Origin of the sequence: Treponema parvum (genome assembly GCF_017893965.1) — a bacterium.
GTDB lineage: Bacteria > Spirochaetota > Spirochaetia > Treponematales > Treponemataceae > Treponema_D > Treponema_D parvum.
In genome coordinates, this window is the sequence record NZ_CP054142.1 from 1,793,330 (window position 1) to 1,815,422 (window position 22,093).

A 22,093-nucleotide genomic window follows, 5' to 3' on the forward strand; every position below is an offset into this window, starting at 1 on the left:
AGCATGCCCGGCAGAGGCTTGCCGCACTCGCTGCGCGGAGCCACGGTGCTCGTGTAAGACGGCCGGATTCAGGGAGCCGCAGAGATTCAGGGCATGCTGCAAGACTCACCGGAATTCTTCGCGATTCAAACGTCTAAAAGCAAATTCTCCACAGGTTTTCCGGGCGGTATCATGGGCATAACCATTTCGTCTATGTCTATCATAGCGTCGATCACAGCAGGTTTTCCGGCGGACAGAGCTTCGTCAAAGGCTTTTTTAAACTCATCCTGATTTTTTACCCTGCATCCGCCAATTCCGTACGCCTCGGCAAGTTTTACAAAATCCGGGCCGAAATCCAATGTAGTCTGGCTGTAACGTTTTTCATAAAAAAGAGTCTGCCACATGCGAACGTTTCCCAAAGCGCCGTTATCCACTACTATTATAACTATCGGAAGATTGTAATGAGCGATCGTCGCAAGTTCGTTGCAGTTCATTCTGAACGAACCGTCGCCTGCAAAATGGACGACGCGGCGCGAAGGGTTTGCAAGCTGAGCGCCTATGGCGGCTCCCGTACCGAAGCCCATGGTTCCCAATCCGCCTGAAGTCAAAAAGGTTCTCGGTTTCGTATAGTTATAAAACTGCGCGGCCCACATCTGATGCTGCCCTACTTCCGTCGTTATTATCGTATCTTCATCCACTCTGCTATTTACGTATTCATAAATGAATTTGGGTGGAAGAGCCGTCTTTTTATTCCAGCTGGAAGGAATTTCTTTTTTCCATTCGTCAATCCGCCTGTTCCATTCGGAAACCGGTTTTTTCTCTACAAGGGGAATCAATGCTGCAAGTATATCTTTTATGTTTCCCAACAGGGCCGTAAAAACACGGATATTTTTATTTATTTCGGCAGGGTCTATGTCTATATGGAGAACTTTAGCGTTTCCCGCGAACTTTTTAGGATCGCCTATGACGCGGTCGCTGAAACGTGTTCCGATCGCTATAAGCAGGTCGCTCTTATTCGCGGCCATATTCGAAGCCTTCGTTCCGTGCATGCCTATAAGCCCCAGAGCGAGCGGATGCCTGTTCGGAAAAGCCGATTTTCCCATAAGGCTCATAGTGACGGGAATATTTGCAAGCTCTGAAAGTTCTTTGATTTCTTCACAGGCATTTGAAATTATAACTCCGCCGCCTGCATAAATCACGGGACGTTCCGCCTTGTTTATGAGCTGAGCCGCACGTTCGATTTCGTCCTGCGAGGGCATAGAGGTCGCCGGTCTTTTTTTATCGGCCGTCAAAGATATTTCACCGCCGTTTTGCACGGTCGCAGCGGTATAATCGACAAGCGCCGCCGTAATATCTTTGGGAATATCTATCAGCACTGGCCCCGGACGCCCCGTTTTCGCGATGACGAAAGCTTTACGAATTGTGTCCGCAAGTTTTGAAACGTCGCGGACTATAAAATTGTGCTTTGTGATCGGCATAGTGACGCCCGTAATGTCGATTTCCTGAAAGCTGTCCTTACCGAGCTGGGGAATCGTTACGTTGCAAGTGATCGCGATGATCGGCACCGAATCCATGTAGGCGGTTGCTATTCCCGTTACAAGATTCGTAGCTCCCGGGCCGCTTGTCGCAAGCACTACCCCCACCTTTCCGGTGGATCTTGCATATCCGTCGGCTGCGTGGGCGGCTCCCTGCTCGTGAGCGGTCAATATATGGCGAATCCTGTCGCTGTTTTTATAAAGTTCGTCATATACATTTAAAATAGCCCCTCCGGGATATCCGAACACAAGATCGACACCCTGTTCAACTAAACATTCTATAATTACACGAGATCCTGTTATTTTCATTATTGCAATACGGCTCCCTTATCCGCGGAAGACACCAATTTAGCATAGCGAGAAAGATAGCCTTCTTTTACCTTAGGAGGCGGAGCCTTCCATTCCGCGCGGCGTTTTGCCAATTCTTCATCGCTTACTTCAAGCGTAATTTTATAAGCGTTTATGTCTATAGTGATTTTATCGCCTTCCTTCACCAAAGCTATGGGCCCTCCTACGGCCGCTTCGGGCGAACAATGTCCCAAAGAAGCTCCGCGGGTAGCTCCGCTAAAACGGCCGTCGGTAATCAGCGCCACCTGTTTATCAAGCCCCTGACCGGCAAGAGCCGCGGTAACGGCGAGCATTTCGCGCATTCCCGGTCCTCCTCTGGGGCCTTCATAGCGTATTACAACCACATCTCCGGGATTAATGCGCTGTTTTTGAACCGCTTCCATAGCTTCGGCTTCGTCGTCAAATACGCGCGCAGGCCCTGTGTGCTTCATAAGTTCAGGCGCGCATGCGGATCGCTTTACCACTGTCCCGTCGGGCGCAAGGTTTCCGAACAAAACCGCAATACCGCCGGTTTCGGAATAAGGATTTTCAATCGGACGAAGAATTTCAGGATCACGGTTTTTAACGCCCTTTATGTTTTCCGCTATGGTTTTTCCCGTAACGGTTATCAAATCGGTCTTTATGAGATCTTTTTTAGCCAATTCCGCAAGAACCGCCTGAACGCCTCCCGCCTCGTCAAGCTCGTTCATAAACGTATGACCGGCGGGCGCCAAGTGGCACAAATTCGGCGTGTGTTCGCTTATTTTATTTACATCGTGAAGATCGATACTTATACCCGCTTCATGGGCGATAGCCGGAACGTGAAGCATCGTATTGCTGGAACAACCTAGCGCCATGTCCGCGGCAAGGGCGTTGGCAAAACTTTCGGCCGTCATCATGCGCCTTGCGGTGATCTTTTTTTCGTACATCTCCATAACCTGCATACCCGCATGCTTTGCAAGCGCAATACGTCTTCCCTGTACGGCGGGAATCGTTCCGTTGCCCGGAAGACCTAGTCCCAAAACTTCCGTAAGGCAATTCATACTGTTTGCGGTAAACATTCCCGAACAGGATCCGCAGCCGGGACAAGCCGCGTTTTCCATTTCCTTAAGCTGGCATTCGTTTATTTTTCCCGCGGCAAGAGCGCCTACCGCTTCAAACATATCGCTTAGGCTTAAGTTCTTTCCTGAATACGGATTATGAGAATCATGACCGGGTAAACGTCCCGGCATCATAGGACCGCCTGAGCAGAATACGGTAGGAAGATCGAGACGAGCCGCCGCCATGAGCATTCCGGGCACAACCTTGTCGCAGTTGGGAATAAGCACAAGGGCGTCAAACTGATGGGCTTTAACTACGCATTCCACGGAATCTGCGATAAGCTCGCGGGTGACTAAAGAATATTTCATTCCTTCGTGACCCATCGCTATACCGTCGCAAACTCCGATCGCAGGAAATTCTATGGGAGTGCCTCCGGCCATTCTTATGCCCGCTTTTACGGCGTCGGCAATTCTGTCCAGTTCGAAGTGTCCGGGTATTATTTCATTTTTTGCGCAGCAAACTCCCACTAAGGGACGGCTGAGTTCTTCATCTGTATATCCCATCGCATAAAAAAGGGAGCGGTGCGGAGCGCGCGCGACACCTTTGGTAGCGTTTTCGCTTTTCATAGATTGTCTCCCAAATACCGAAATCGAAAGCTTTAAAAGCGGACGTTTCTTAAGCCTTGCTAAAGCTAAATCAGTATTTATTAAGGATATACTATAGCTGTCATAGTAATTCTGGTCAAGCAATCAAAAAGTACTTTCGGAAAGGATGCCTTTCGGCTTTGCCTCTCTCCCGACATTATTTTTCCCGCCGAAAATGCGTTTGAACTTTGCACGCTGCATAAACCGCAGCGGCGGCGTAAACGACAAACATTAAGATCCAAACAGGCCGCGGGGCGCCTATGAAGCGAAGCGTTTCGACGGCGGCAGGAAATGACAAGACTGAAAGCAGGGCAAGACATAACATTATTATGTTTTTTACGTCACCTGAACGATGCCGGTCAATGCCGAAGACCTCGTCACGGGCGCCATAATCGCTTGCAGCCGTTTTGTCTTCCGCTTTTATTCTTTTTAATAGAAAGAAATCCCAAACGCCGTCAAACATAACAAGCATGCTTACGTATAATACGGGACGCAAAAACAATTCAAAAAAAGAAAAATCCGTTTTGCCTGAAATAGTCGTACACGGAATAAATAAAGCATAAAAGACTATCCAATAAGGAAATAACGCTTTTATTCTGGTTTCCAAAGGATCTTTAAGCAGCAAAAATAAGGCTGCGCCGCTTAAAAACATCGGCAAAAAAATGTTTTTGAACAAAATGCGCGCAAAATTCGAAGCAAAACCGAACGAAAAAGACGACGACGGAAATATGAAAAAAGTATAAATCAGGCAAGTAAATATTCCCGCAAAAGCGCCCAATACGGCAGGAACAAAATACTCTTTAAAAGATCCTTTAATTACCGAAGCCGCGACCAGCACAAACGGAAAGAAAAGCAATAAAAACAGAAACATATACTATATTTATCACAAAAATGCGGCAAGGTTCAATATCGCGAAAACGCACAAGACGGAAATCAATTTTTTGCTAAAAGGGGTAACAAGTCGTAAGAGTTCATAAGAGTACAGAACTGTGTTAGGCGATTGTTCTGTCCCACAATTCAATTTACAGCATAATGCTTTGCATATTGAGAAAGTACTTCATTCATCATAGTCTGATATTTTGTATGATTTTTCTTAGCTTCTTTCTTGAAAAAATTAATGCAATCAGAATCAATTGAAATTGTTATTTTTTCTTTTGTTGTTTTTTTTACAAGCTCTGATGGAGAAGGAAGAAAATCCGCCACTAATACGGCGGAATCCAATGCTTCCATTACTGATTTCTCGGGGTTACTGTAAATGCTTTTCATAGAGTTTCTTTCCTTGACGCCAATATCCTGCGCCGAAAATTCTAATGTTCTGACCGCGTATTGTAAAACGCACCGGCAAATCTCATATACATATATATTATACATACTGTTTTATGTATTTATCAACTGAAACAATTTTGAATTATTATACCCTCAACAAGAAATAGCAAGATTATGTTCATAGATATTGTCCTTATCATCACTTTTTAACGATCAATCCTAAAATTTCTTCCATCGGATCAAAATCTTTGTCATTGTGTATTAACGGAAATCCGTTTTCTATACAAAATGTTGCAATTATAACGTCTATTGTTTTTCTTACCGTGACGCCTTGCTTTCTTAACTTCCTATAATTATTTGCAGCTTGTATTGCAATTTCTTTTCCAAGAAAATCTCTGTATTCCAGATTGTCCATAATTTGCTTTGCTATGAGGTATTCTCTGTCGTTTTTAAAGCCCTGTAAAAATTCAGTTATTATTATATCACCGGTTACTACCCTGTTGCAGATTAATTCATGATCTAAAATATCGGTATGAGGCGCATCAATCCCTTTTACATAATCAATCCAGACTGATGTATCTGCGACAATCATTTATCAAGCCTCATTTTTTCCAAATCACCGTCCCAGAATAGTTTCCCTCGAAAACTTCTTATTTTTGCCTGATTTTTTAACGTTATCAAAAGTTTTAAAGCTTCTTCAACCGTTTCTTTTTTTGTTTTATAGCCGGAAACATCCAAAGCCTCGGCCATTAAGGTGTCATCGATAACAATATTTGTTCTCATAATAGCCCCGCCCCTCCTCCAGTGTGTATATTACAAGGAAATTATACACATGACTTGATGAAAAAACAATGTTAAGTATTGATAAATCATTCTGTAAATAACTGAGTCTTGTTACATCCCATTAGGAGTACGTCTAACATTTGCCTAACCTGCTTTTGCGCTTTGAAACGAGAGGTAGCTTATTTTTCATAGTGATACCTAAAAGAAATAAGGTTCTTTGTCCCAAAAGTGCATCTCGCCATGTCGGGTAAGCGTTGCGAAAATGCGTGAGCGAGGGGAAAATATCTACCGTGGAACACAAGGCGGCGAAAACTGTCAACAATTATGCTTTACACAATATCTAATTTTATGTTATATTGAAAACTACGCTTATATATGTGGGTGTTTTACAAAGCACTAAGGAGGATAGTTGGCAGACAATAAGGGATTACGGGTCAACGAAATGATCCGTGTACGTGAGGTCAGATTAATAGACGACGAGGGCAACCAGAAAGGGATCGTTCCTACGCTGGAAGCGCTTAGAATGGCTAAAGAAAGAGAGCTCGACCTTGTTGAAGTTGCTCCAACGGCAAATCCGCCGGTATGTAAAATACTTAATTTCGGCAAATACCGGTTTGAACAGGAGAAAAAGCTCCGTGACTCCAAGAAAAACCAAAAGGTATTAAAACTCAAGGAAATTCGTATGCAACCCAAAATCGGTACGGGTGACCTTGATACAAAAGTCAAACATATACAGGAATTCTTAGACGAGGGAAATAAGGTAAAGGTGACCATCCGCTTTCGCGGGCGCGAACTCGCCCACACGGAACTCGGCTTTGATGTACTGAAAGAAGTTTTGAAAAGGCTTACTTCGGCGTATACCATCGAAAAACCTGCCGCAATGGAAGGCAAATTTATGTCGATGACAATTTCAGGAAAAGCCAAAAACTAATTGAGGTAAAAGAAATGCCTAAGATGAAGACAAAGAAATCCGCCTCCGGTCGGTTTTCACTTACAAGCTCCGGTAAGGTAAAGTACAAAAAGATGAACCTTCGTCATATTTTGACAAAGCGTTCTCCAAAGCGCAAAAGACAGCTGCGCGCAGCCGGAATTCTTTCTGAAGCCGATGCAAAGAAAGTCCGTAAACAGATGCTGCCCTACGGTTAATGAGGTATAAACTATGTCGAGAGCAATAGACGGAACAAAACGTAAAAACCGCCGCGTCAAAATCCTAAAACTTGCAAAGGGATTCAGAGGACGCAGAGCAACAAACTATAAGGCTGCGAAAGACGCCGTTACAAAGGCGCTGACTCACGCTTATGTCGATCGCCGTGACCGCAAGGGCTCTTTCCGCCGCTTGTGGATAGCGCGTATAAACGCGGCAGTCCGAGACGAAGGCTTGAGCTATTCGCGCTTTATGGACGGATTGAATAAGGCCGGAATCATATTGAACCGCAAGGCCTTGTCCAATATGGCAATAGAAGATCCCGCGGCTTTTAAATCGGTCGTAGAATCCGCCAAAAAGGCGCTGCAGGCGTAAAGAATATGATCTCCCTCGATCAAGTTTTGCTTTTGGAAGAAAAAGTTGAAAGCGCTGTGCAAAAAATCGCGCAGCTTAATCAGGAAAATGATGCTTTGCGTACAAAGTGCACAGAGCTCACAAAAGCACTTTCCGAAAAAACGGAGCAGCTTTCATCTTTTATTACAGATCAAAGCAAGATCGAGGAAGGAATTTTAAAAGCGTTGGAGAGACTCAATTCGGTAGAAAATTCCGTATTAAAGACGGCCTCTCTGACGCGCAAAATAATATCCGAAGATCCTGCGGCAGCCGTTTCGCCCGTGCAAACTCAACGGCAGAGTGCACAACAAGACGGCGGTAAAGAAATCGGAATGCATGAAACATCCGAAAAGCTCCCCGCAGAACAGGAAAAAACACACTCCGCTCCGGAAAACAGGAGCGCAAACCAAGTTCCACAGGACAAGTTGTTCGACCTTCCGTCTCAAGAGACGGATGAAGATCAGTCTATGCCTACGATAGGTGAGAACGGTCAATTTGACATATTTTAATCCGCATTTGAAAGGTTTGCGATGGGAACGTTAAAAATAGACATCCTTGGATCTTCTTTTACCATACAGGCAAAAGAAGACGATGAATATTTAAAAAAACTTTTATCGTATTACAAACGAATAGCGGACGAAATAGAAGAAAATGCGGGACTCAAAGACCAATTGCAGACGGCCATACTCACAGGAATTATGATCTGCGACGAGTTATACAAAGAAAAATCCAAAATTGCAAGATTTTCCAAAAACAGCTTGAATTCGGACGACGAAGCCGAAAGGCTTACCCTCGCAATGATACAAAAAATCGATAAAGCTCTTCAAAAATGACAGTATGGGTCGATGCGGATTCATGCCCGCGCTTGGTCCGGAATTATCTTATCCGTTACACAAAAAAATTTAACATTCCCATAATTTTTGCGGCAAACCGCCAAATACCGCAGCCGAGTTCTCACCCGCTTTTTAAAATGATAATATGCGGCGAAGCAAAAGACTCTGCGGACAACTATATAACATCGAACGCTGAGGCGCAGGACATTGTAATAACGCGCGACATTCTTCTTGCGGACAGGCTGGTAAAAAAAAGCGTTACCGTGTTAAATGACAGGGGAACGGTTTACAGCAAAGAAAACATAGGCCGAAGGCTTTCGGAAAGGAATTTAAGTCTTCAGTTTTCACAGTTTGGACTCATCGAACACAAAAAAAACAATTACGGTAAAGAAGAATTTTCAAAATTCGCGGCCGGTTTTGATAAAGAAATTCAAAAACTGCTTAAAAAAGCCGCCGTGAGCGAAAAACCGACGCAATCAGTGCGATAACCGCCGACCCGAGAACAACCGCCGATCGACCGAGCGATAAGCAATATCCGATTATATCTGCCGTTAATCCTCGTCCGGATGCAAGCGATAGATCGAAAGTATGCGATCCTGAACCTGCAAAAACGCGTCGACTACCTCAGGATCAAAGTGAGAGCCGGAACTCTTTTTAATTTCTTCTATGGCGTCTTCCACGCTCCACGCTTCCTTATAGGATCTTTTGTGACTCAGAGCGTCAAACACATCGGCGACTGCGACTATTCTGGCGGCTAAAGGAATTTTTTTGCCCTTTAAATGTTTTGCCGGCGGAATGGGCTTACCTATGACAAAATCGTCAAGATTTACCTGCCCTGGGTATCCGCTTTCTCCGCCGTCCCACCTTTCATGGTGATGCAGAGTAACTTCGTAAGACATCTTATCGGTTTCGGTATTTCCTTTTTCAAACAGTTTAGCGCCCAAACACGTATGTCCCATTATTATGGAACGCTCGTCGATTTCAAGCCTGGGATAAGTCTTTTTTAAGATCATATCGGGAATGCCGATCTTTCCGATATCGTGAAATTTCGCCGCAATGCGAAGGTTATCGCGGAAATGCACCCTTTCCGTAGGAGGCACATTATGATTTTGAGCCCAGCAGTCATAAATTTCAACCGAAAAGCGGGAAACTCTTTCAACATGTCTGTACGTCTCTTTAGGATCGCGGAACGAAGCCATCAAAAGCATTCTGCGGATCATTTCGTCCGATAAAGATGTGTGTTCCAAAACCTGAGCAGCGCTTGAAACAAACTGAGAAAGGTAAAGTTTCGCGTCCCTCCCGAAAGGTATGACATTGGAATTTTCATCCTTCGCATTTATCATCTGCAAAACGCCAATGACCTTTCCCATCGAAGACTTCAGAGGAATCGTGTAGACGGAACGAGTTCTGTACTCCGTCACCATATCGGTACCGGAGTTGAACGAATAAGGGAGATCGGAAGGAATACTATAAGCGTCTTTAATATTCAATTCTTTTCCGGTGAGGGCTACATAGCCGGACATTGATTTATCGTCTATCGGAAAAGAAAAATACGTGTAAGGAATTTTTCCGCCGGCAGTACGCTTTGCAACGGTATCGTTTTGCGCATATTTAATGTGCAGATGATTTCCTATAACAAAATACACGGACCCGGCGTCCGCATTCACTATTTTACGCGCTTCCGTCAAAATATGTTCGAACAATACGTCCAAATCCTGTATGCGGGAAAACCGCCTGACAACTTCAATAATGCTTTGTAACTTTTTTGCTTTGGTATTTTTAACCATGTTTTAAATATATACCGTTTTGAAAATAAAAACAATAATTCACTCAAATATCAAGCTTTGGAAATATCAGCTGATAATGTTATGCTTTCGGCTAGAACCCGTCTGCTTAGCCGCGGTCGAGCTTTTAGAGTAGAATTCTGTAAGCATAACGCTCGAAGCGGCACGCAACCGGAACCTCGCCTTCGCATCTCGTTTCCAAAACTCGCCATTCAGTAGGCACACTAAAGGGTTGGGAAACTTAAATAAGTTCCGGCTTTTGAATAAGTGCAAAAAACAAGGGGCCCGCGCCGTTTTGTCTGTCGGGAAGAATATGAAACCCGTATTTTGAAGGCTCCGCCGAAGGCATGTCCGCACGGGTAAATTTCTTTATGGCATCTATCAAAGGCGGCGGCTGCTTTTCGCCTTGAAAAACGGCCTTGGCTTGCGGAAATTTTGTCAAAAGGCGGTCTATTATATCGTCGTTTTCATAAGAAGACAGAGAACAAGTGGAATAAAGCAAAAATCCTCCAGGAGAAAGCACACGGTATGCCGAAGAAAGCAATGCCCACTGTTCGATCGCCAGTGTCCTTATACGCGAAGGCGACCACTCGAGAAGATACTTTGAATCGGAAATGATATGACGCTCAGAAGAACAGGGAGCGTCAAGCAAAATACGGTCAAAATATTCGGATCGTTTTACGCACCATTTTGCGCCGTCGCTGCACACGATCGACACCCTTTCATACACGCTTTGCGGCAAAGAGTCAAGGCACACTTTTAGAAGCCTTTGTTTTCTTGAAACGGAACGGTCGTTCGCCGTAAGCCTTGCGTCACCGTCCATGAGAGAAGCAAGCACCAAGGCTTTTCCGCCCGGAGCGGCGCATAAGTCAAGTATGTTTTTAGCTCCTTTAAGCGGCAGGGCTGCTGCGGCGGCTACGCTTCCCGCGTCAAGAAAATAAGTTTTTTCACCGCCGGCATTCCATTCCGCGTAGCGCGGGGATCCGCAAAGAGCTTCTTTTAAAGCCGGCCATCTTTCGGCAAACAGACCTGAGTAGAACGCTTCAAAGCCCGATTCTCCGCGTAACTTTTCTTTTTCCCGTATTTTTTTGCTCACATTTTTATCCCCGCGCTTTCACTTCCGGAAGCAAAACTCTTGTCCTGTGAAAGTAAAAATTCCTGCCTGTAAATTTCAATGTTTTCAGAACGGGCCGCGGAAAAACGCTTCAAGCGTTTTTCCGCGGATTCGGGAAGATGTGCACGCACAAAATAATTCCCGCCTTCATCACAGCAAACGCACAGTATGTTCTTTTTGATTTTCCAATTTATCATACGTTTTACGGCTTCGTCTACGCGGCGGCGGAATTCAGAATCTTTTTGGGTTTCCCTTATAAGTATGCCTGCAAAAGGCGCAAAGCGTTTTTCTGAAATCATAATACAGTCTATGCCGGCTTTTACAGCCATAACCGCCGCTTTTTCAGGCGGAAATCCGTTTTTCTGCAAAGCGTCCATAAAAATATCGTCGGAGACAACTATTCCTTCATGTCCCAGACCGGCGCGCAAAACTTCGCTTATCCAATAAGACGACAGGCAGGCAGGATTTTTCGCATCATGAGCGTCAGCATCATGAGCATCAAAAGAAGCGAATCTTGCATGTGTCATCAATACGCCGGAAGGCTGTCTCATAACAAGCCTCCCGAACGGAATAAGAGCATTTTTTTTAAGCTCTGCCTTGTTCCATGTAATTTCAGGCAGCCCCGAATGAGGATCCGTACTCGTATTCCCCGGAAAATGCTTTAAAATGCAGCCGACGCCGCCGTTTTCAAAGCCGTTTAAGGCTGCCGTGCCGTAGGCGATCACATCTGCGACGCCGCCGTAACTGCGGTCGCCTAAAAAAAGCCGGTTTTCATCGTTTTCAGGTTCCGCCACGGGCGCAAGGTTCATATGAAATCCCAATTCCTTCATCTGCATGCCTTGCAAAAAATACAAGCGATACGCTTTTTCTACGCTTAGACGTTCACGGACGCGTTTGTTCGAAGGGAGAGGACCTGCAATACCGCGAAGACGGCTTACCGCGCCGCCTTCCTGATCCAAGGCCGAAAACGGAGGAACTATATTGTTTTTTACACAAAAATCCCGGATAGAGTCGTTAAATGCGATAATCTTTTCAGGCGAATGCGCGATATTGTAAGAAAAAAACAGGCAGCCTCCGGGAACAAGATAGCGCTCTCCGCCTTTATCGTAAACGGAAGCGGAACGCTCGACCGGAAAAAATTTATCGCTTCCGACAATATTCACAAGAAAAAGTTGGGAAATTTTTTGCTCTTCCGGCAAGGACGATATATATGAGCGAACGGCTTCGTCTTGTTTTTTTTGAATTTCAATGAGAGCCGCCTGCGTTTTATTCGCAGAAGCGCGTGCAAAACGCTCCTTTTTAGACAATGAAGCCGAATTTTGGCGGCATGACAAAAAAACGCAGCAAGCTGTAAAAATAAAAACGGACAAAAAAACTTTTGTTTTTTTCATACAATCCTTAAAATTCAGCCGCCGAACAAAATATCAATTAATTTGCAATGCGGCAACCTATTTTACAAAGGCATGGGTAAACCAAGGAACATAGGTCACAAGGACTAAGACAAAAAGCTGTACGGCGAGAAAGGGCAAAATTCCCTTTACAACCTTGCCTATGGGTTTTTTAAAAGTATAGGAGGCTATAAAAAGATCCATGCCGACGGGGGGCGTTAAAAATCCTATTGAAAGATTCATCAAGAATATTACGCCTGACTGCAGCGGCGTAATGCCGAAAGATTCCGCAAGCGGAATTAAAAGCGGGGAAACAATGAGTATCGCCGAATATATGTCCATAAGGCAGCCTACCGCAAGCAGCAAAAGATTCATCAATATGAGAAAAACATATTTGTTCGCCACGTATTTCGTTATGGCCGACGCAAGAAGGTTCGGGACGTCCGCGTCAAGCATAAAATATGAAAGTCCCGCGGCGGCTCCTAAAATAAACAGAACTCCGCCTGAAACGGGAATGCTGTCACCGACTATGGAACATGTACTCGAAAAAGTAAAATCTTTTCTGATAAACGCGGCAAGACAAAAGGCATACAGCACGCTGAATGAGGCGATCTGAAACAAATCGAAAAAACCGGAAAAGTATCCTACGCATATGATCAGGGGCAAAAGCAGTTCCCAAATACATTCTTTTACGGCCTGAAATATCTTTGAAAAGGAGAACGCGGGACGGCTTTTGCGGCGGTCAAAAAAAATTCCAAGCACTATCATGGCAAACGACATTAGGAAGCCTGGGAACAGCGACGCCACAAACAAATGTATAACGTCAACCGAAAAATAATTGACCGTTGCGTACATGATTATCGCCACGCTGGGCGGAAAAAGAAGCCCCAACGCTCCGCAAGAAGTGATCAGGGATTCCGCCCTCTCTTTCGTATAACCCGATTCGGTAAGGATGAGCGACAAAAGTGCGCCCAAGGCCAAAACGGTAACGCCGGACACGCCCGTAAAAGTGGTAAAAAACGCCATGACTATTACGGCTGCAACTACTGTTCCTCCGCGGAACCAGCCGAACGCAGCGTTAAAAAGGGCGACAAATCTTTTGCCGGCGCTTCCTTGAGAAAGAATATATCCCGCTATGGTAAACAAGGGAATTGCCGCAACACTTTTGTCGGTAAGGATCCTGTAAGTTTCAAGCGGAATCACGTCCACATATCCGCCCGCCTGAGAAAAAGCGACATACGTTATGCCGCTTATGACAATAAAAAGCGGAAGTCCTATAAACGCGAGCAAAATAAAAAACAAGATCGCCGGTATAAAGGCCGTTTCCGAAAACGAAAGCCAAAGATCGTTTAACTTATATAAGGCCGGAGCGTTTTGGACGCCGAAAAGGTAATACAAAATTCCTGTAAAAGGCCCCAGTGCGACAAAAAATCCAAAAAAAATCCCTAAAACGGAGGCAAGGCGGCCTTCTTTTTCTTTAAGACAAAAGACTTCGATTCCAAAATAACAGAGAGGCAAAAAAGCAAAAAAGATTTTTAAAGGAATTCCCCACGCAGTGTTTGAAAGCTGTTCGGGATTTACCATCTGGCAAAAAGAATCGAAAAACAAGGCGGTTATCACAAACGAGATCGCGCAAGCTCTTACCTGAAAAAAAACGGCCCGTATCTTATCGGGTGCTTTTCCTAAAAGAGAAGCAAGACTAAGATGACGCCCAGATTGCCATGTGATAATCCCTGAAAAACAAAAAAACAAAAAAACAAGATTTACGAGAACGGAGTCGGCATCAGAAACGGCAATATGAAATCCGTCTTGGAAAACTTTAAAAACCAAAGGCAGTACAGCAAGAAGTCCAACCAGTATTTGCGTAGTCTTGTCTTCAATCTTATGCAGCAATTATTCACCTCTGCTCTTTTTTACAAAAGCCGAAATTTTATCGTACAAGGCTTTGTTTACTACAGGCTCCTTAGCTTCGTACATTTTTTTTGAATCGGCGATGAACGAATCCTGAAAAGCTTTGCGCTCGGACGAATCGAGTGAAACAAGCGTTGCCCCGGAATCGCGACAGCGGCTCAAATATTCAGTATTGTCCTTTTCCTGTGAAACTATGAATTTCTTTTCCGCATTTTTTACCGCTTCAATCATGGCAGGCTTATATTTTTCGGGAATTTCATCCCATACGTCTTTGGAAATAAGAAAGGCCGCCATTACAGGGCAGAGCGGAACGTCCAAAATATAAGGCACGCTCTTACAATACTGTGCGGCGTACGCATACATGGGAAGTGTATACAAGCCCTCGACGCCTCCGGGCGTTTTTAAGCTTTGAAGAAGTTTATCAGCAGGAACGTCCATCGTCGTGTAACCGGCAGCCTTAAACGCGTTGGTTAAAGCCGGAGCCGTAAGACTTCCCACGCAGAGGCGCTGTTTTTTAAGGGCTTCGGGAGTTCTGGCCTCGTTCTTTGTAAAAAAATATGCCCAGCCGACAGAAAACCACCCTAAAACTACGTACCCTCTATCTAAAATAGGCTTTTGCATTTCAGAAGAAAATTCTTCTAGCGCCATACTGACTTCTTTTTGATCACGGAACAGACCGGGAACGCTCATGGTAAGAATATTTGCTTCAGGCACAAGCTCGTTTACGCCCAAGCTCGTAAACACTGCCCCTCCGATCGGAGCGCGCTGACCGGGACGCACGGAATTTAGTTTTTGAACTACACCGCCTTCTCCGCCCATTGCGGTAGCGCTCATAAACTGCAATGTTACAGCTCCGCCCGTAATCTTTGCCCACTCCTGCGCCATGGCGTTTTCTTCGATATCCCACGAAGACCTTGCCGGCGCTATGGTTGCGATCTTTATGCGGGCCGTTTGGGCGGACAGCAAGGCCGCAGCTGCGAAGAAAAGCGTTATGTTTATGATTTTTTTAATACTCATAAAATCCCTCCCGAATTTTTACCGGTAAATTTACCAGTGAAGAAAATAATCTTCCTGCGAAGCTAAAAGTCTTCGCGCCTTGTTCTGATAGATAATCGTCATAAGACGGTTAGAAGGATCTTTATCAGGATCAATGGCAAGCGCGGCTTTAAGAGCGTTTACAAATCCTTCTTCGTCGTTTTGAGGAATGCAATAACTTTCCGCATATCCCACATAATGTCCGGCGTTTTTACCGCCTGAAACCCGCAATGCTTCTCTATAGCAATAAAGACCTCTTTCAAGATCGCCTCCGAAATCGGCAGGGGCGGAAACATAAAAGACGAACAAGAGGCTCCATACGGCTCCGTCCGAATAATCGGGTGAAAGTTCCGACGCTTTTTCAAGCAAGGCCACAAGCCCTCTTAAACACTTCAGAAGGTCGGGATTTAAAGGATCCAAAGAAAAAGCGCCGAGTCTTCCGGCGGCGGCCCAATAAGCGGCGTTTACGTCGCTCTTTTTTAACTTGCCTATCGCAGGTTTGAAAATTTTTTCTTCACCGGAAAGGATCGCATCCGAAAAACCTTTATATCGCCTGTCCAAAGCGGAAAAAACATAATCGCTTCCCCGCATATAATGCATTTCGGCCCGTCTGTATTCGGAATCTTTTTTATCGAAATTTTCTACGGACAAAAGATCGGCGGGATCTTGCACAAAGGCGTTTGCGTACATAACGTTAAGCTGTCCGCACATGACCGAAAGTCCGCCGTGTTCAGGATTTCCCGCCTGCATTATCTCATAAACCTTAAGAGCGGAAGGAAAAAAATTCGCAATAAGAACGGTGTCGGATTCTCCCGTTACGGCTGTGAGAGGATCCGCGCTCCCCGCCTTTTTTTGAATTTCACAGCCGTTTTTGTCGGCGCCTGAAAGCATATCCGCTACCGCATTCGTTCCTATCTTCTTTAGCGAAGAACACGACGTAAAGAAAATTAAAAACAAAAAAAGTTTTAAAACAAATAATTTTTTTATCATAACCGTATACCAATAAGTATAAAAGAGATAAAAAAAAAGAACAATATTTAGAGAGACTATCGAGGAAATATTCGGTTTGAAACCTGTGAAATTGTACTGCGCCGTTTCAGACGTTCAAATTAAACAACTCCCTATAAACAACCAGTAATCATTCTTCTTGCAATTTTTGTTTTTGAATTAGTTTCTCATATCTAATTTTTGCGTCAGAGAGCGTCTTTGCAAACATTATTTTTGCCGTTTCTTCCCCTTTCAACCGCGGCAGATTGAAATACCGTGCTTCATTCATCAAAAACGCTTGGAATTTACTCCAATCAGGCGCTTTAGAATCTATTGTCAGAGGTTTTTCCTTTCTCGGATCAAATCGATACAGAGGCACATAGCCGCAAGCCACCGCATTCTTCTGGACATTAGAGGAATAGGTCAAACCGCCTTTGATACCATGTTCAATGCAGGGGGAATATGCGATAATAATGGAAGGCCCGGAATAACTCTCCGCCTCCTGCAGCGCTTTGATAGCCTGAGGTTGATTGGCGCCCAAAGAGATAGAAGCTATATATGCCGTGCCATACTCCATAAAAATTTGTCCTAAATCCTTCTTGGCAAGCGTTTTGCCGCCGGCGGCAAATAATCCGACGGATGAAGCTTGAGACGCCTTGGAGGATTGTCCTCCGGTATTGGAGTAAACCTCTGTGTCTAGAATCAGAATGTTTACATTCAAGTCATTAGCCACTACATGATCGAGCCCACCATATCCGATGTCATAGGCCCAACCATCCCCGCCAACAATCCAGACAGATTTCCCCACTAAATCCTGGCGCAGTTCCAAGAGCTCTTTTATATGTTTATTATTGGAGCTTTCCACAGCAACGAGTAGTTCCTCTTTTATACTTCTCTGGATATCTCGTTCGCCATTAGCCTCAACGTAACGGTAGAATAGTTCCCGAAGCTTTGGTTCCACTGAATTCATATTGTCTTCCATGATTCTTAGGATTTTGGCGCTCTTTATATTCTGAGCTATAGCCATACCGAAGCCATATTCAGCATTATCTTCAAAGAGAGAATTGGCCCAAGCTATACCTTCACCGTTTTCATCAATCACAAACGGAGAAGATGGAGTGGCAGAGCTGTATATCATAGAGCAGCCGGTTGCATTGGCCACCAGCATATCCCGACCAAAGAGCTGAGATATCAGCCGATAATAGGGTGCTTCGCCGCAGCCGGGACAGCATCCGGAAATCTCAAAATATGGTTTTTTAAGTGCCGTTCCAGACTCTGTTCCGGGCCGTCCATATTCCTCCCTGTAGGAGACCTCTTTAAATAAATAGTCAGCCAGAGATTCCTGAGATCGCATCTGTGCATTTTCAGCAGGCTGCAGTGCATTCGCAGGACAAACTGTCCAGCATACGCCGCAGCCTACACAGTTTTGAGTTGAGACCTGAATACGGAATTTAAGTCCCGCATCCTTTGCTTTCGGATAGACTGTGGTTGGGTCTTTATGATCAAAAGATATTCCATTCGCTGCCGCAATTTGCTGTCCTTTCTCCAATTCCGTTTCGTTCAGTAAGAAAGAGCGAATGGTAGCATGCGGACAAGCAAAAGCACATTTTCCACACTCAATACACTTTTCTGCGTCCCATTTTGGGACAAAGGCGGCAATATTCCGCTTTTCCCGAAAAGTGATATTTCCGGGTAGAGAGCCATCTAGGATGCTATGCTTAGTAAATTTTGAGACCGGCATGCGGTCGCCCTCTAAGGCGTTCATCTCCAGCACGTTATCGTCGAAATAGGCGTCACCGGTTTTCTTATATAACAGAACGAACGGATCAAAGGATTGCCATGTTTCCGCTATATAAACATGCACTAGGCCGAGCTTTCCTTGGTCGATAGCATCCAAATTATTCTGCACCACGTCCGCACCCTTACGAGCGTAAGTTTGCCGCACGCTTTCTTTCATATACTCTGCGGCGACGGAATAGGGCATGATCTGCTCATTAAGCGCGAAAAAAGATGCCTGTAAAATGGTATTGGTATGTCTGCCTAAGCCATATTTTTGTGCGATACCGGTAGCATCAATGATGTAAAAAGATGCTTGCTTGTGCGCAAGCTGTGCAAGCATCTTTTTAGGCAGATAATCCGCTAGTTCCTCCTTGCAGTGAACTGTGTTCAGCAGGAAGGTCCCTCCATCCTTCAAATGCTTTAGCATATCATATTTGAAGCAGTAGCTTTCTGTGGAACAGGAAATGAAGTCCGCCTCTTCCACATAATAGGGGGATCGAATGGGGGTTGACCCGAAGCGCAGATGAGAACGGGTTACATTTCCGGATTTCTGAGAATTATAGGCAAAGTATGCCTGAGCATATAACGATGTGTTGTCGCCGATAATCTTGACCGTACTCTTATTTGCACCCACAGTACCGTCGGCACCGAGACCGAAGAAAAGACAGGCAGTATAGCGATTGGGAATGTTGATAGGAACAGGAACAAGAGACAGCCCGGTAACATCGTCTTTAATCCCGATAGTAAATTCCGACTTTGGTGTATCTTTTTTTAACTCTTCAAAAACCGCCGCAATTTGAGACGGCCTAGTATCCTTTGAGCTTAGACCATAACGACCACCGATGATGGTCAGGTCTTTCCGATCTCGTAGGGCGTGATCCACATCCAAAAACAGTGGCTCGCGTGCGCCTGTCTCCTTGGTGCGATCCAATACGGCTATCTTTCGTACGGTGTCTGGAAGAACGGCCTTCAGATGAGAAATAGAGAACGGCCTGTAGAGGTAGACCTTTATAAGACCGACAGCCTCTCCTTTGGTATTCAGGGCGTCCACCGTTTCCGTAACGGTGTCCGTCACAGAGCCCATGGCCACAATGATACGATCTGCATTCGGTGCACCGTAGTATACGAATGGGGCATAGATCCTTCCGGTATGACGGCTGATCTCTTCAAAATACCGTTCCGCGGTTTCCGGCACTCTGGCAAAGTGGGTATTCTGAGCTTCTATCGCTTGGAAGTAAATATCGTCGTTTTGGGATCCGCCCCGAGCCACGGAGTTGCCGTGAGGGTTCAACGCGCGATTCCGAAACGCCTTAAGTTTATCCTCTGGCAGAAGGGAGCGCAGGTATTCATAATCCATGACCTCAACCTTCTGGATTTCATGGGATGTGCGGAAGCCGTCAAAGAAATGAATCACCGGAACAGAAGCGTCTATGGCCAGCAGATGAGCTAAACCAGCCAGATCCATACAGTCTTGGACGGAATGTGAACACAACATCACCGTCCCAATCTGACGACAGGCGTACACATCCTGATGATCTCCGAAAATACTGAGGGCATGGAGTGCGAGAGAGCGCGCCGCTACATGAACTACAGCCGGCAACAGCTCACCCTTCCATTTATAAAGGTTTGGAATCATGAGCAGCAGCCCTTGGGAGGCGGTAAAAGTAGCGGCAAGTGCACCTCCTTGTAGAGCACCGTGCACCGTACCGGCTGCACCACCCTCCGACTGCATCTCCACAACCTTAACGGGAGCGCCGAACAGATTTTTTCTACCGCAGGCTGACCAAGAATCCACTGTCTCCGCCATGGGAGAGGACGGTGTGATCGGATAAATCCCTGCCACTTCGGTGAACGCATAAGCAGCATGAGCTGTAGCGGTATTTCCATCTATCGATTCGTATTTCTTTTCTGAATCCAACATGTAATGGTCTCCTTTTCTTATAATCAATCTGAATTGGCGGCAGAAAAACCCTGTATTTACTAAAAATTAAACATGTTCTATCTCAAATTCTTTTAACACTTTATTGTTCCAACAGTTTCTTGAGCCCTTCTGAGTCCGCAATCTCAATCATTGGCGGCAAATAACGAAGCAGCCCCAGTGCCTCCATCTTTTTTAACTCCCGATGTAGAGAAGGACGAGATACATTCATCATTAGTGCCCATCGTGTCATGGAATCCGGAATGAGGATCTTGCCTCTGCCTGATTCCGTATAAGCCGTGAGAAGATAAAAAGCGATCTTATGCTGAATCGCATTGTAGGTCAGGAGTTCCAGCCGCTGTTGGAGAAGGAAGTTGGCAGAGGCCAGCTCAATTAGAAAATTTTTCATCACGCGTACGTCGCTTTGAAGGAGTCGCAGGAAACCCGTGCACTCAAAAACCAGAATTTCTGTCGGCTCCAATGCCCTTACCTCAAAAGGATAACGTTGTAACCTGGAAAAGGCAGCAACAGGGCCAATAATATCTCCCGTCACACGGACGGAAAAGTAAAATTGATCTCCATTAGAGTATATTTTTTGCGCCTGTGCGCGTCCTTTGAGGATGATTCCAATCCTGTCCGCCTTTGCCATCAGGTGATAAATAATTTCACCTTCCTCAAAGCGCCTGATATCGTATGATATATCATCTATGCCATCTTTGATTTCTTTGGCTGAAAGCCCTTGAAAGAGTTTACTTTTTTCGAGAGCTGTATAATAGCCTTCGGCGGACATTTTTATTTATTCTTCTTCAAAGTCTGATTTTGCAGCACCGCAAACAGGACACACCCAATCGTCAGGGAGATCTTCAAAAGGGGTTCCCGGTGCAATACCACTGTCCGGATCACCTACAGAAGGGTCATATACATAACCGCAGGGGCCGCAAATATACTTTTTCATTACCAATACCTCCTATTTTTCATGTTTTTTTTATTTTCAACTTATGCAAGTAACGCCATTGCCAACGCCGGAATAGCAGTGAAGTCCGCCTCCGCCGGATTCCACTGGGAGCGCACATTCTCTTCAACGACGGTGAAACCTGCTTCCCGTAATTTTTCCTGCAGGAGCTTTACGCTCTCACCGCTCCAGCCATAGCATCCAAAGGCTGCAGCCTTCTTATTTTTAAACTTGAGCTGCTTTAAAAATTCCAGCCAGCCTGCTACGGAAGACAAGTAGCTGTTGGAAACCGTAGGACTGCCCACAGCGATGGCACGGGATTTAAAAATCTCGGTCATGATCTCATTTTTGTCCGCTTTGGCGAGGTTGAAAACCTTGACAACCGTTTCCGGACTCTGTTTATGCAGTTCCGCAGCGATAGCATGAGCAAGCTTAGCGGTGCCTTCCCACATCGTGTCGTAGACCACGGTCACCTGATTCTCCTGATAAGCCGCAGCCCATTCCGCGTATTTATTCACAATCTGCATAGGGTTCTCTCTCCAGATGGCACCATGAGAGGGGGCGATCATCTCGATGGGCAGGTTGAGCTTTCCAATTTCCTCCAATTTCTTGATGAGTATAGGAGTAAAAGGATTGAGAATGTTTACAAAGTACTTCATGGCTTCTTTATTCAGCAGACACGGGTCCGCCTTGTCATTGAACAACTCCTCCACCGCATAGTGCTGCCCAAAGGCGTCGTTGGAGAAGAGGATGTTGTCACCTGTAAGATACGTTGCCATGGAGTCCGGCCAGTGGAGCATCCGCATTTCCACAAAGACAAGCTGTTTTCCGTTTCCAATGTCCACACTGTCGCCGGTCTTAACCACGTGGAAATTCCAGTTCTGCTTGCCGTACTGTCCTTCGATGCTCTTAACGGCGTTGGCAGTGCAATAGATAGGCGTGCCCGGAATCTTCTCCATCAACGCCACAAGAGATCCGGAATGATCGCACTCGCCGTGGTTGGCCACGATGAAATCGATCTTATGGAGGTCAATCTCTTTTTCCAGATTCTCCACGAACTCGAATCGGTGTGGCAGCCAGACTGTGTCGATAAGAACGGTCTTCTCCTCCTCGATGAGATAGGCGTTCTGGCTGGAACCGTTCTTGATGGAGTAATCCTCGCCGTGGAACCACTTCAGCTCCCAGTCGATATAGCCGACCCAGTTGACGTTACCTTTTACATATTTTTTCATTGCGAGTCTCCTTAGTAAAGGTTAACAGGCGGGCAATCATGAAGCGGT

At 45.4% G+C, this 22,093-nt stretch carries 22 protein-coding genes; 6 read left to right on the top strand and 16 right to left on the bottom strand.

Going from position 1 to position 22,093, the window contains the following annotated elements; all coding sequences use genetic code 11:
- Window positions 1–125 precede the first annotated feature (125 nt).
- The 6 genes from ilvB to HRQ91_RS07910 form a co-directional block, all read right to left on the bottom strand.
- Window positions 126–1,823 carry a biosynthetic-type acetolactate synthase large subunit gene (gene ilvB, locus HRQ91_RS07885; protein ID WP_210119044.1) on the bottom strand — a complete coding sequence of 566 codons (1,698 nt, stop codon included), beginning with the start codon at window positions 1,821–1,823 and terminating at the stop codon, window positions 126–128.
- Window positions 1,823–3,508 carry a dihydroxy-acid dehydratase gene (ilvD, locus tag HRQ91_RS07890; protein WP_210119045.1) on the bottom strand — a complete coding sequence of 562 codons (1,686 nt, stop codon included), beginning with the start codon at window positions 3,506–3,508 and terminating at the stop codon, window positions 1,823–1,825. The genes ilvB and ilvD overlap by 1 nt, the downstream gene beginning before the upstream one ends.
- Before the next feature lie 175 nt (window positions 3,509–3,683).
- Window positions 3,684–4,397, bottom strand: coding sequence for a hypothetical protein (locus HRQ91_RS07895; RefSeq protein ID WP_210119046.1), 714 nt, complete (start codon window positions 4,395–4,397; stop codon window positions 3,684–3,686).
- A 146-nt stretch (window positions 4,398–4,543) separates the two neighbouring features.
- A complete protein-coding gene (locus tag HRQ91_RS07900; protein WP_210119047.1) occupies window positions 4,544–4,792 on the bottom strand; it encodes a BrnA antitoxin family protein in 249 nt (82 codons plus the stop codon).
- 199 nt (window positions 4,793–4,991) lie between these two features.
- Window positions 4,992–5,384 (bottom strand): type II toxin-antitoxin system VapC family toxin, encoded by a 393-nt coding sequence (gene vapC / locus HRQ91_RS07905; protein ID WP_210119048.1) that lies wholly within the window; start codon window positions 5,382–5,384, stop codon window positions 4,992–4,994.
- Window positions 5,381–5,575 (bottom strand): type II toxin-antitoxin system VapB family antitoxin, encoded by a 195-nt coding sequence (locus tag HRQ91_RS07910; RefSeq protein WP_210119049.1) that lies wholly within the window; start codon window positions 5,573–5,575, stop codon window positions 5,381–5,383. Before HRQ91_RS07910 ends, vapC begins: the two co-directional genes overlap by 4 nt.
- Window positions 5,576–5,984: 409 nt before the next feature.
- Here HRQ91_RS07910 and infC point away from each other — a divergent pair, with 409 nt between their 5' ends.
- Genes infC through HRQ91_RS07940 form a run of 6 tightly spaced genes read left to right on the top strand, consistent with a single transcriptional unit; the run spans window position 5,985 to window position 8,433 of the window.
- Window positions 5,985–6,506: a translation initiation factor IF-3 gene (gene infC, locus HRQ91_RS07915; protein ID WP_210118231.1), complete on the top strand. Its 522-nt coding sequence runs from the start codon at window positions 5,985–5,987 to the stop codon at window positions 6,504–6,506.
- Between the two features lie 14 nt (window positions 6,507–6,520).
- Entirely contained in the window at window positions 6,521–6,721 is a 201-nt protein-coding gene (gene rpmI, locus HRQ91_RS07920) for a 50S ribosomal protein L35 (protein WP_210118230.1), read from the top strand.
- Window positions 6,722–6,734: 13 nt separating this feature from the next.
- Window positions 6,735–7,094 carry a 50S ribosomal protein L20 gene (rplT, locus tag HRQ91_RS07925; RefSeq protein ID WP_210118229.1) on the top strand — a complete coding sequence of 120 codons (360 nt, stop codon included), beginning with the start codon at window positions 6,735–6,737 and terminating at the stop codon, window positions 7,092–7,094.
- A gap of 5 nt (window positions 7,095–7,099) precedes the next feature.
- On the top strand, window positions 7,100–7,621 hold the full coding sequence (locus HRQ91_RS07930) for a cell division protein ZapB (RefSeq protein ID WP_210119050.1): 522 nt from the start codon (window positions 7,100–7,102) through the stop codon (window positions 7,619–7,621).
- Between the two features lie 21 nt (window positions 7,622–7,642).
- Window positions 7,643–7,945: a cell division protein ZapA gene (locus tag HRQ91_RS07935; protein WP_210118227.1), complete on the top strand. Its 303-nt coding sequence runs from the start codon at window positions 7,643–7,645 to the stop codon at window positions 7,943–7,945.
- Window positions 7,942–8,433, top strand: a complete 492-nt coding sequence (locus tag HRQ91_RS07940) for a YaiI/YqxD family protein (RefSeq protein ID WP_210119051.1) — start codon at window positions 7,942–7,944, stop codon at window positions 8,431–8,433. Before HRQ91_RS07935 ends, HRQ91_RS07940 begins: the two co-directional genes overlap by 4 nt.
- Before the next feature lie 63 nt (window positions 8,434–8,496).
- Here the strand turns inward: HRQ91_RS07940 and HRQ91_RS07945 are convergent, their stop codons facing one another.
- The 10 genes from HRQ91_RS07945 to HRQ91_RS07990 form a co-directional block, all read right to left on the bottom strand.
- Window positions 8,497–9,732, bottom strand: a complete 1,236-nt coding sequence (locus tag HRQ91_RS07945) for an HD domain-containing phosphohydrolase (protein WP_210119052.1) — start codon at window positions 9,730–9,732, stop codon at window positions 8,497–8,499.
- Between the two features lie 238 nt (window positions 9,733–9,970).
- Window positions 9,971–10,825 (bottom strand): RsmB/NOP family class I SAM-dependent RNA methyltransferase, encoded by an 855-nt coding sequence (locus HRQ91_RS07950; RefSeq protein WP_210119053.1) that lies wholly within the window; start codon window positions 10,823–10,825, stop codon window positions 9,971–9,973.
- Window positions 10,822–12,234, bottom strand: a complete 1,413-nt coding sequence (locus HRQ91_RS07955) for a glycoside hydrolase family 3 N-terminal domain-containing protein (RefSeq protein WP_210119054.1) — start codon at window positions 12,232–12,234, stop codon at window positions 10,822–10,824. The genes HRQ91_RS07950 and HRQ91_RS07955 overlap by 4 nt, the downstream gene beginning before the upstream one ends.
- A 57-nt stretch (window positions 12,235–12,291) precedes the next feature.
- On the bottom strand, window positions 12,292–14,124 hold the full coding sequence (locus HRQ91_RS07960) for a TRAP transporter large permease subunit (RefSeq protein WP_210119055.1): 1,833 nt from the start codon (window positions 14,122–14,124) through the stop codon (window positions 12,292–12,294).
- On the bottom strand, window positions 14,125–15,159 hold the full coding sequence (dctP, locus tag HRQ91_RS07965; RefSeq protein ID WP_210119056.1) for a TRAP transporter substrate-binding protein DctP: 1,035 nt from the start codon (window positions 15,157–15,159) through the stop codon (window positions 14,125–14,127).
- A 30-nt stretch (window positions 15,160–15,189) separates the two neighbouring features.
- The gene (locus HRQ91_RS07970; RefSeq protein WP_210119057.1) at window positions 15,190–16,167 is read right to left on the bottom strand and encodes a TRAP transporter TatT component family protein; all 978 of its coding nucleotides are present in this window, start codon (window positions 16,165–16,167) and stop codon (window positions 15,190–15,192) included.
- A gap of 148 nt (window positions 16,168–16,315) precedes the next feature.
- The gene (nifJ, locus tag HRQ91_RS07975) at window positions 16,316–19,864 is read right to left on the bottom strand and encodes a pyruvate:ferredoxin (flavodoxin) oxidoreductase (RefSeq protein WP_210119058.1); all 3,549 of its coding nucleotides are present in this window, start codon (window positions 19,862–19,864) and stop codon (window positions 16,316–16,318) included.
- Window positions 19,865–19,964: 100 nt separating this feature from the next.
- The gene (locus HRQ91_RS07980) at window positions 19,965–20,651 is read right to left on the bottom strand and encodes a Crp/Fnr family transcriptional regulator (RefSeq protein ID WP_210118219.1); all 687 of its coding nucleotides are present in this window, start codon (window positions 20,649–20,651) and stop codon (window positions 19,965–19,967) included.
- 6 nt (window positions 20,652–20,657) lie between these two features.
- Window positions 20,658–20,816 carry a rubredoxin gene (gene rd, locus HRQ91_RS07985; protein WP_210118218.1) on the bottom strand — a complete coding sequence of 53 codons (159 nt, stop codon included), beginning with the start codon at window positions 20,814–20,816 and terminating at the stop codon, window positions 20,658–20,660.
- Window positions 20,817–20,857: 41 nt separating this feature from the next.
- On the bottom strand, window positions 20,858–22,045 hold the full coding sequence (locus HRQ91_RS07990) for an oxygen-binding di-iron domain-containing protein (protein WP_210119059.1): 1,188 nt from the start codon (window positions 22,043–22,045) through the stop codon (window positions 20,858–20,860).
- Window positions 22,046–22,093 lie beyond the last annotated feature (48 nt).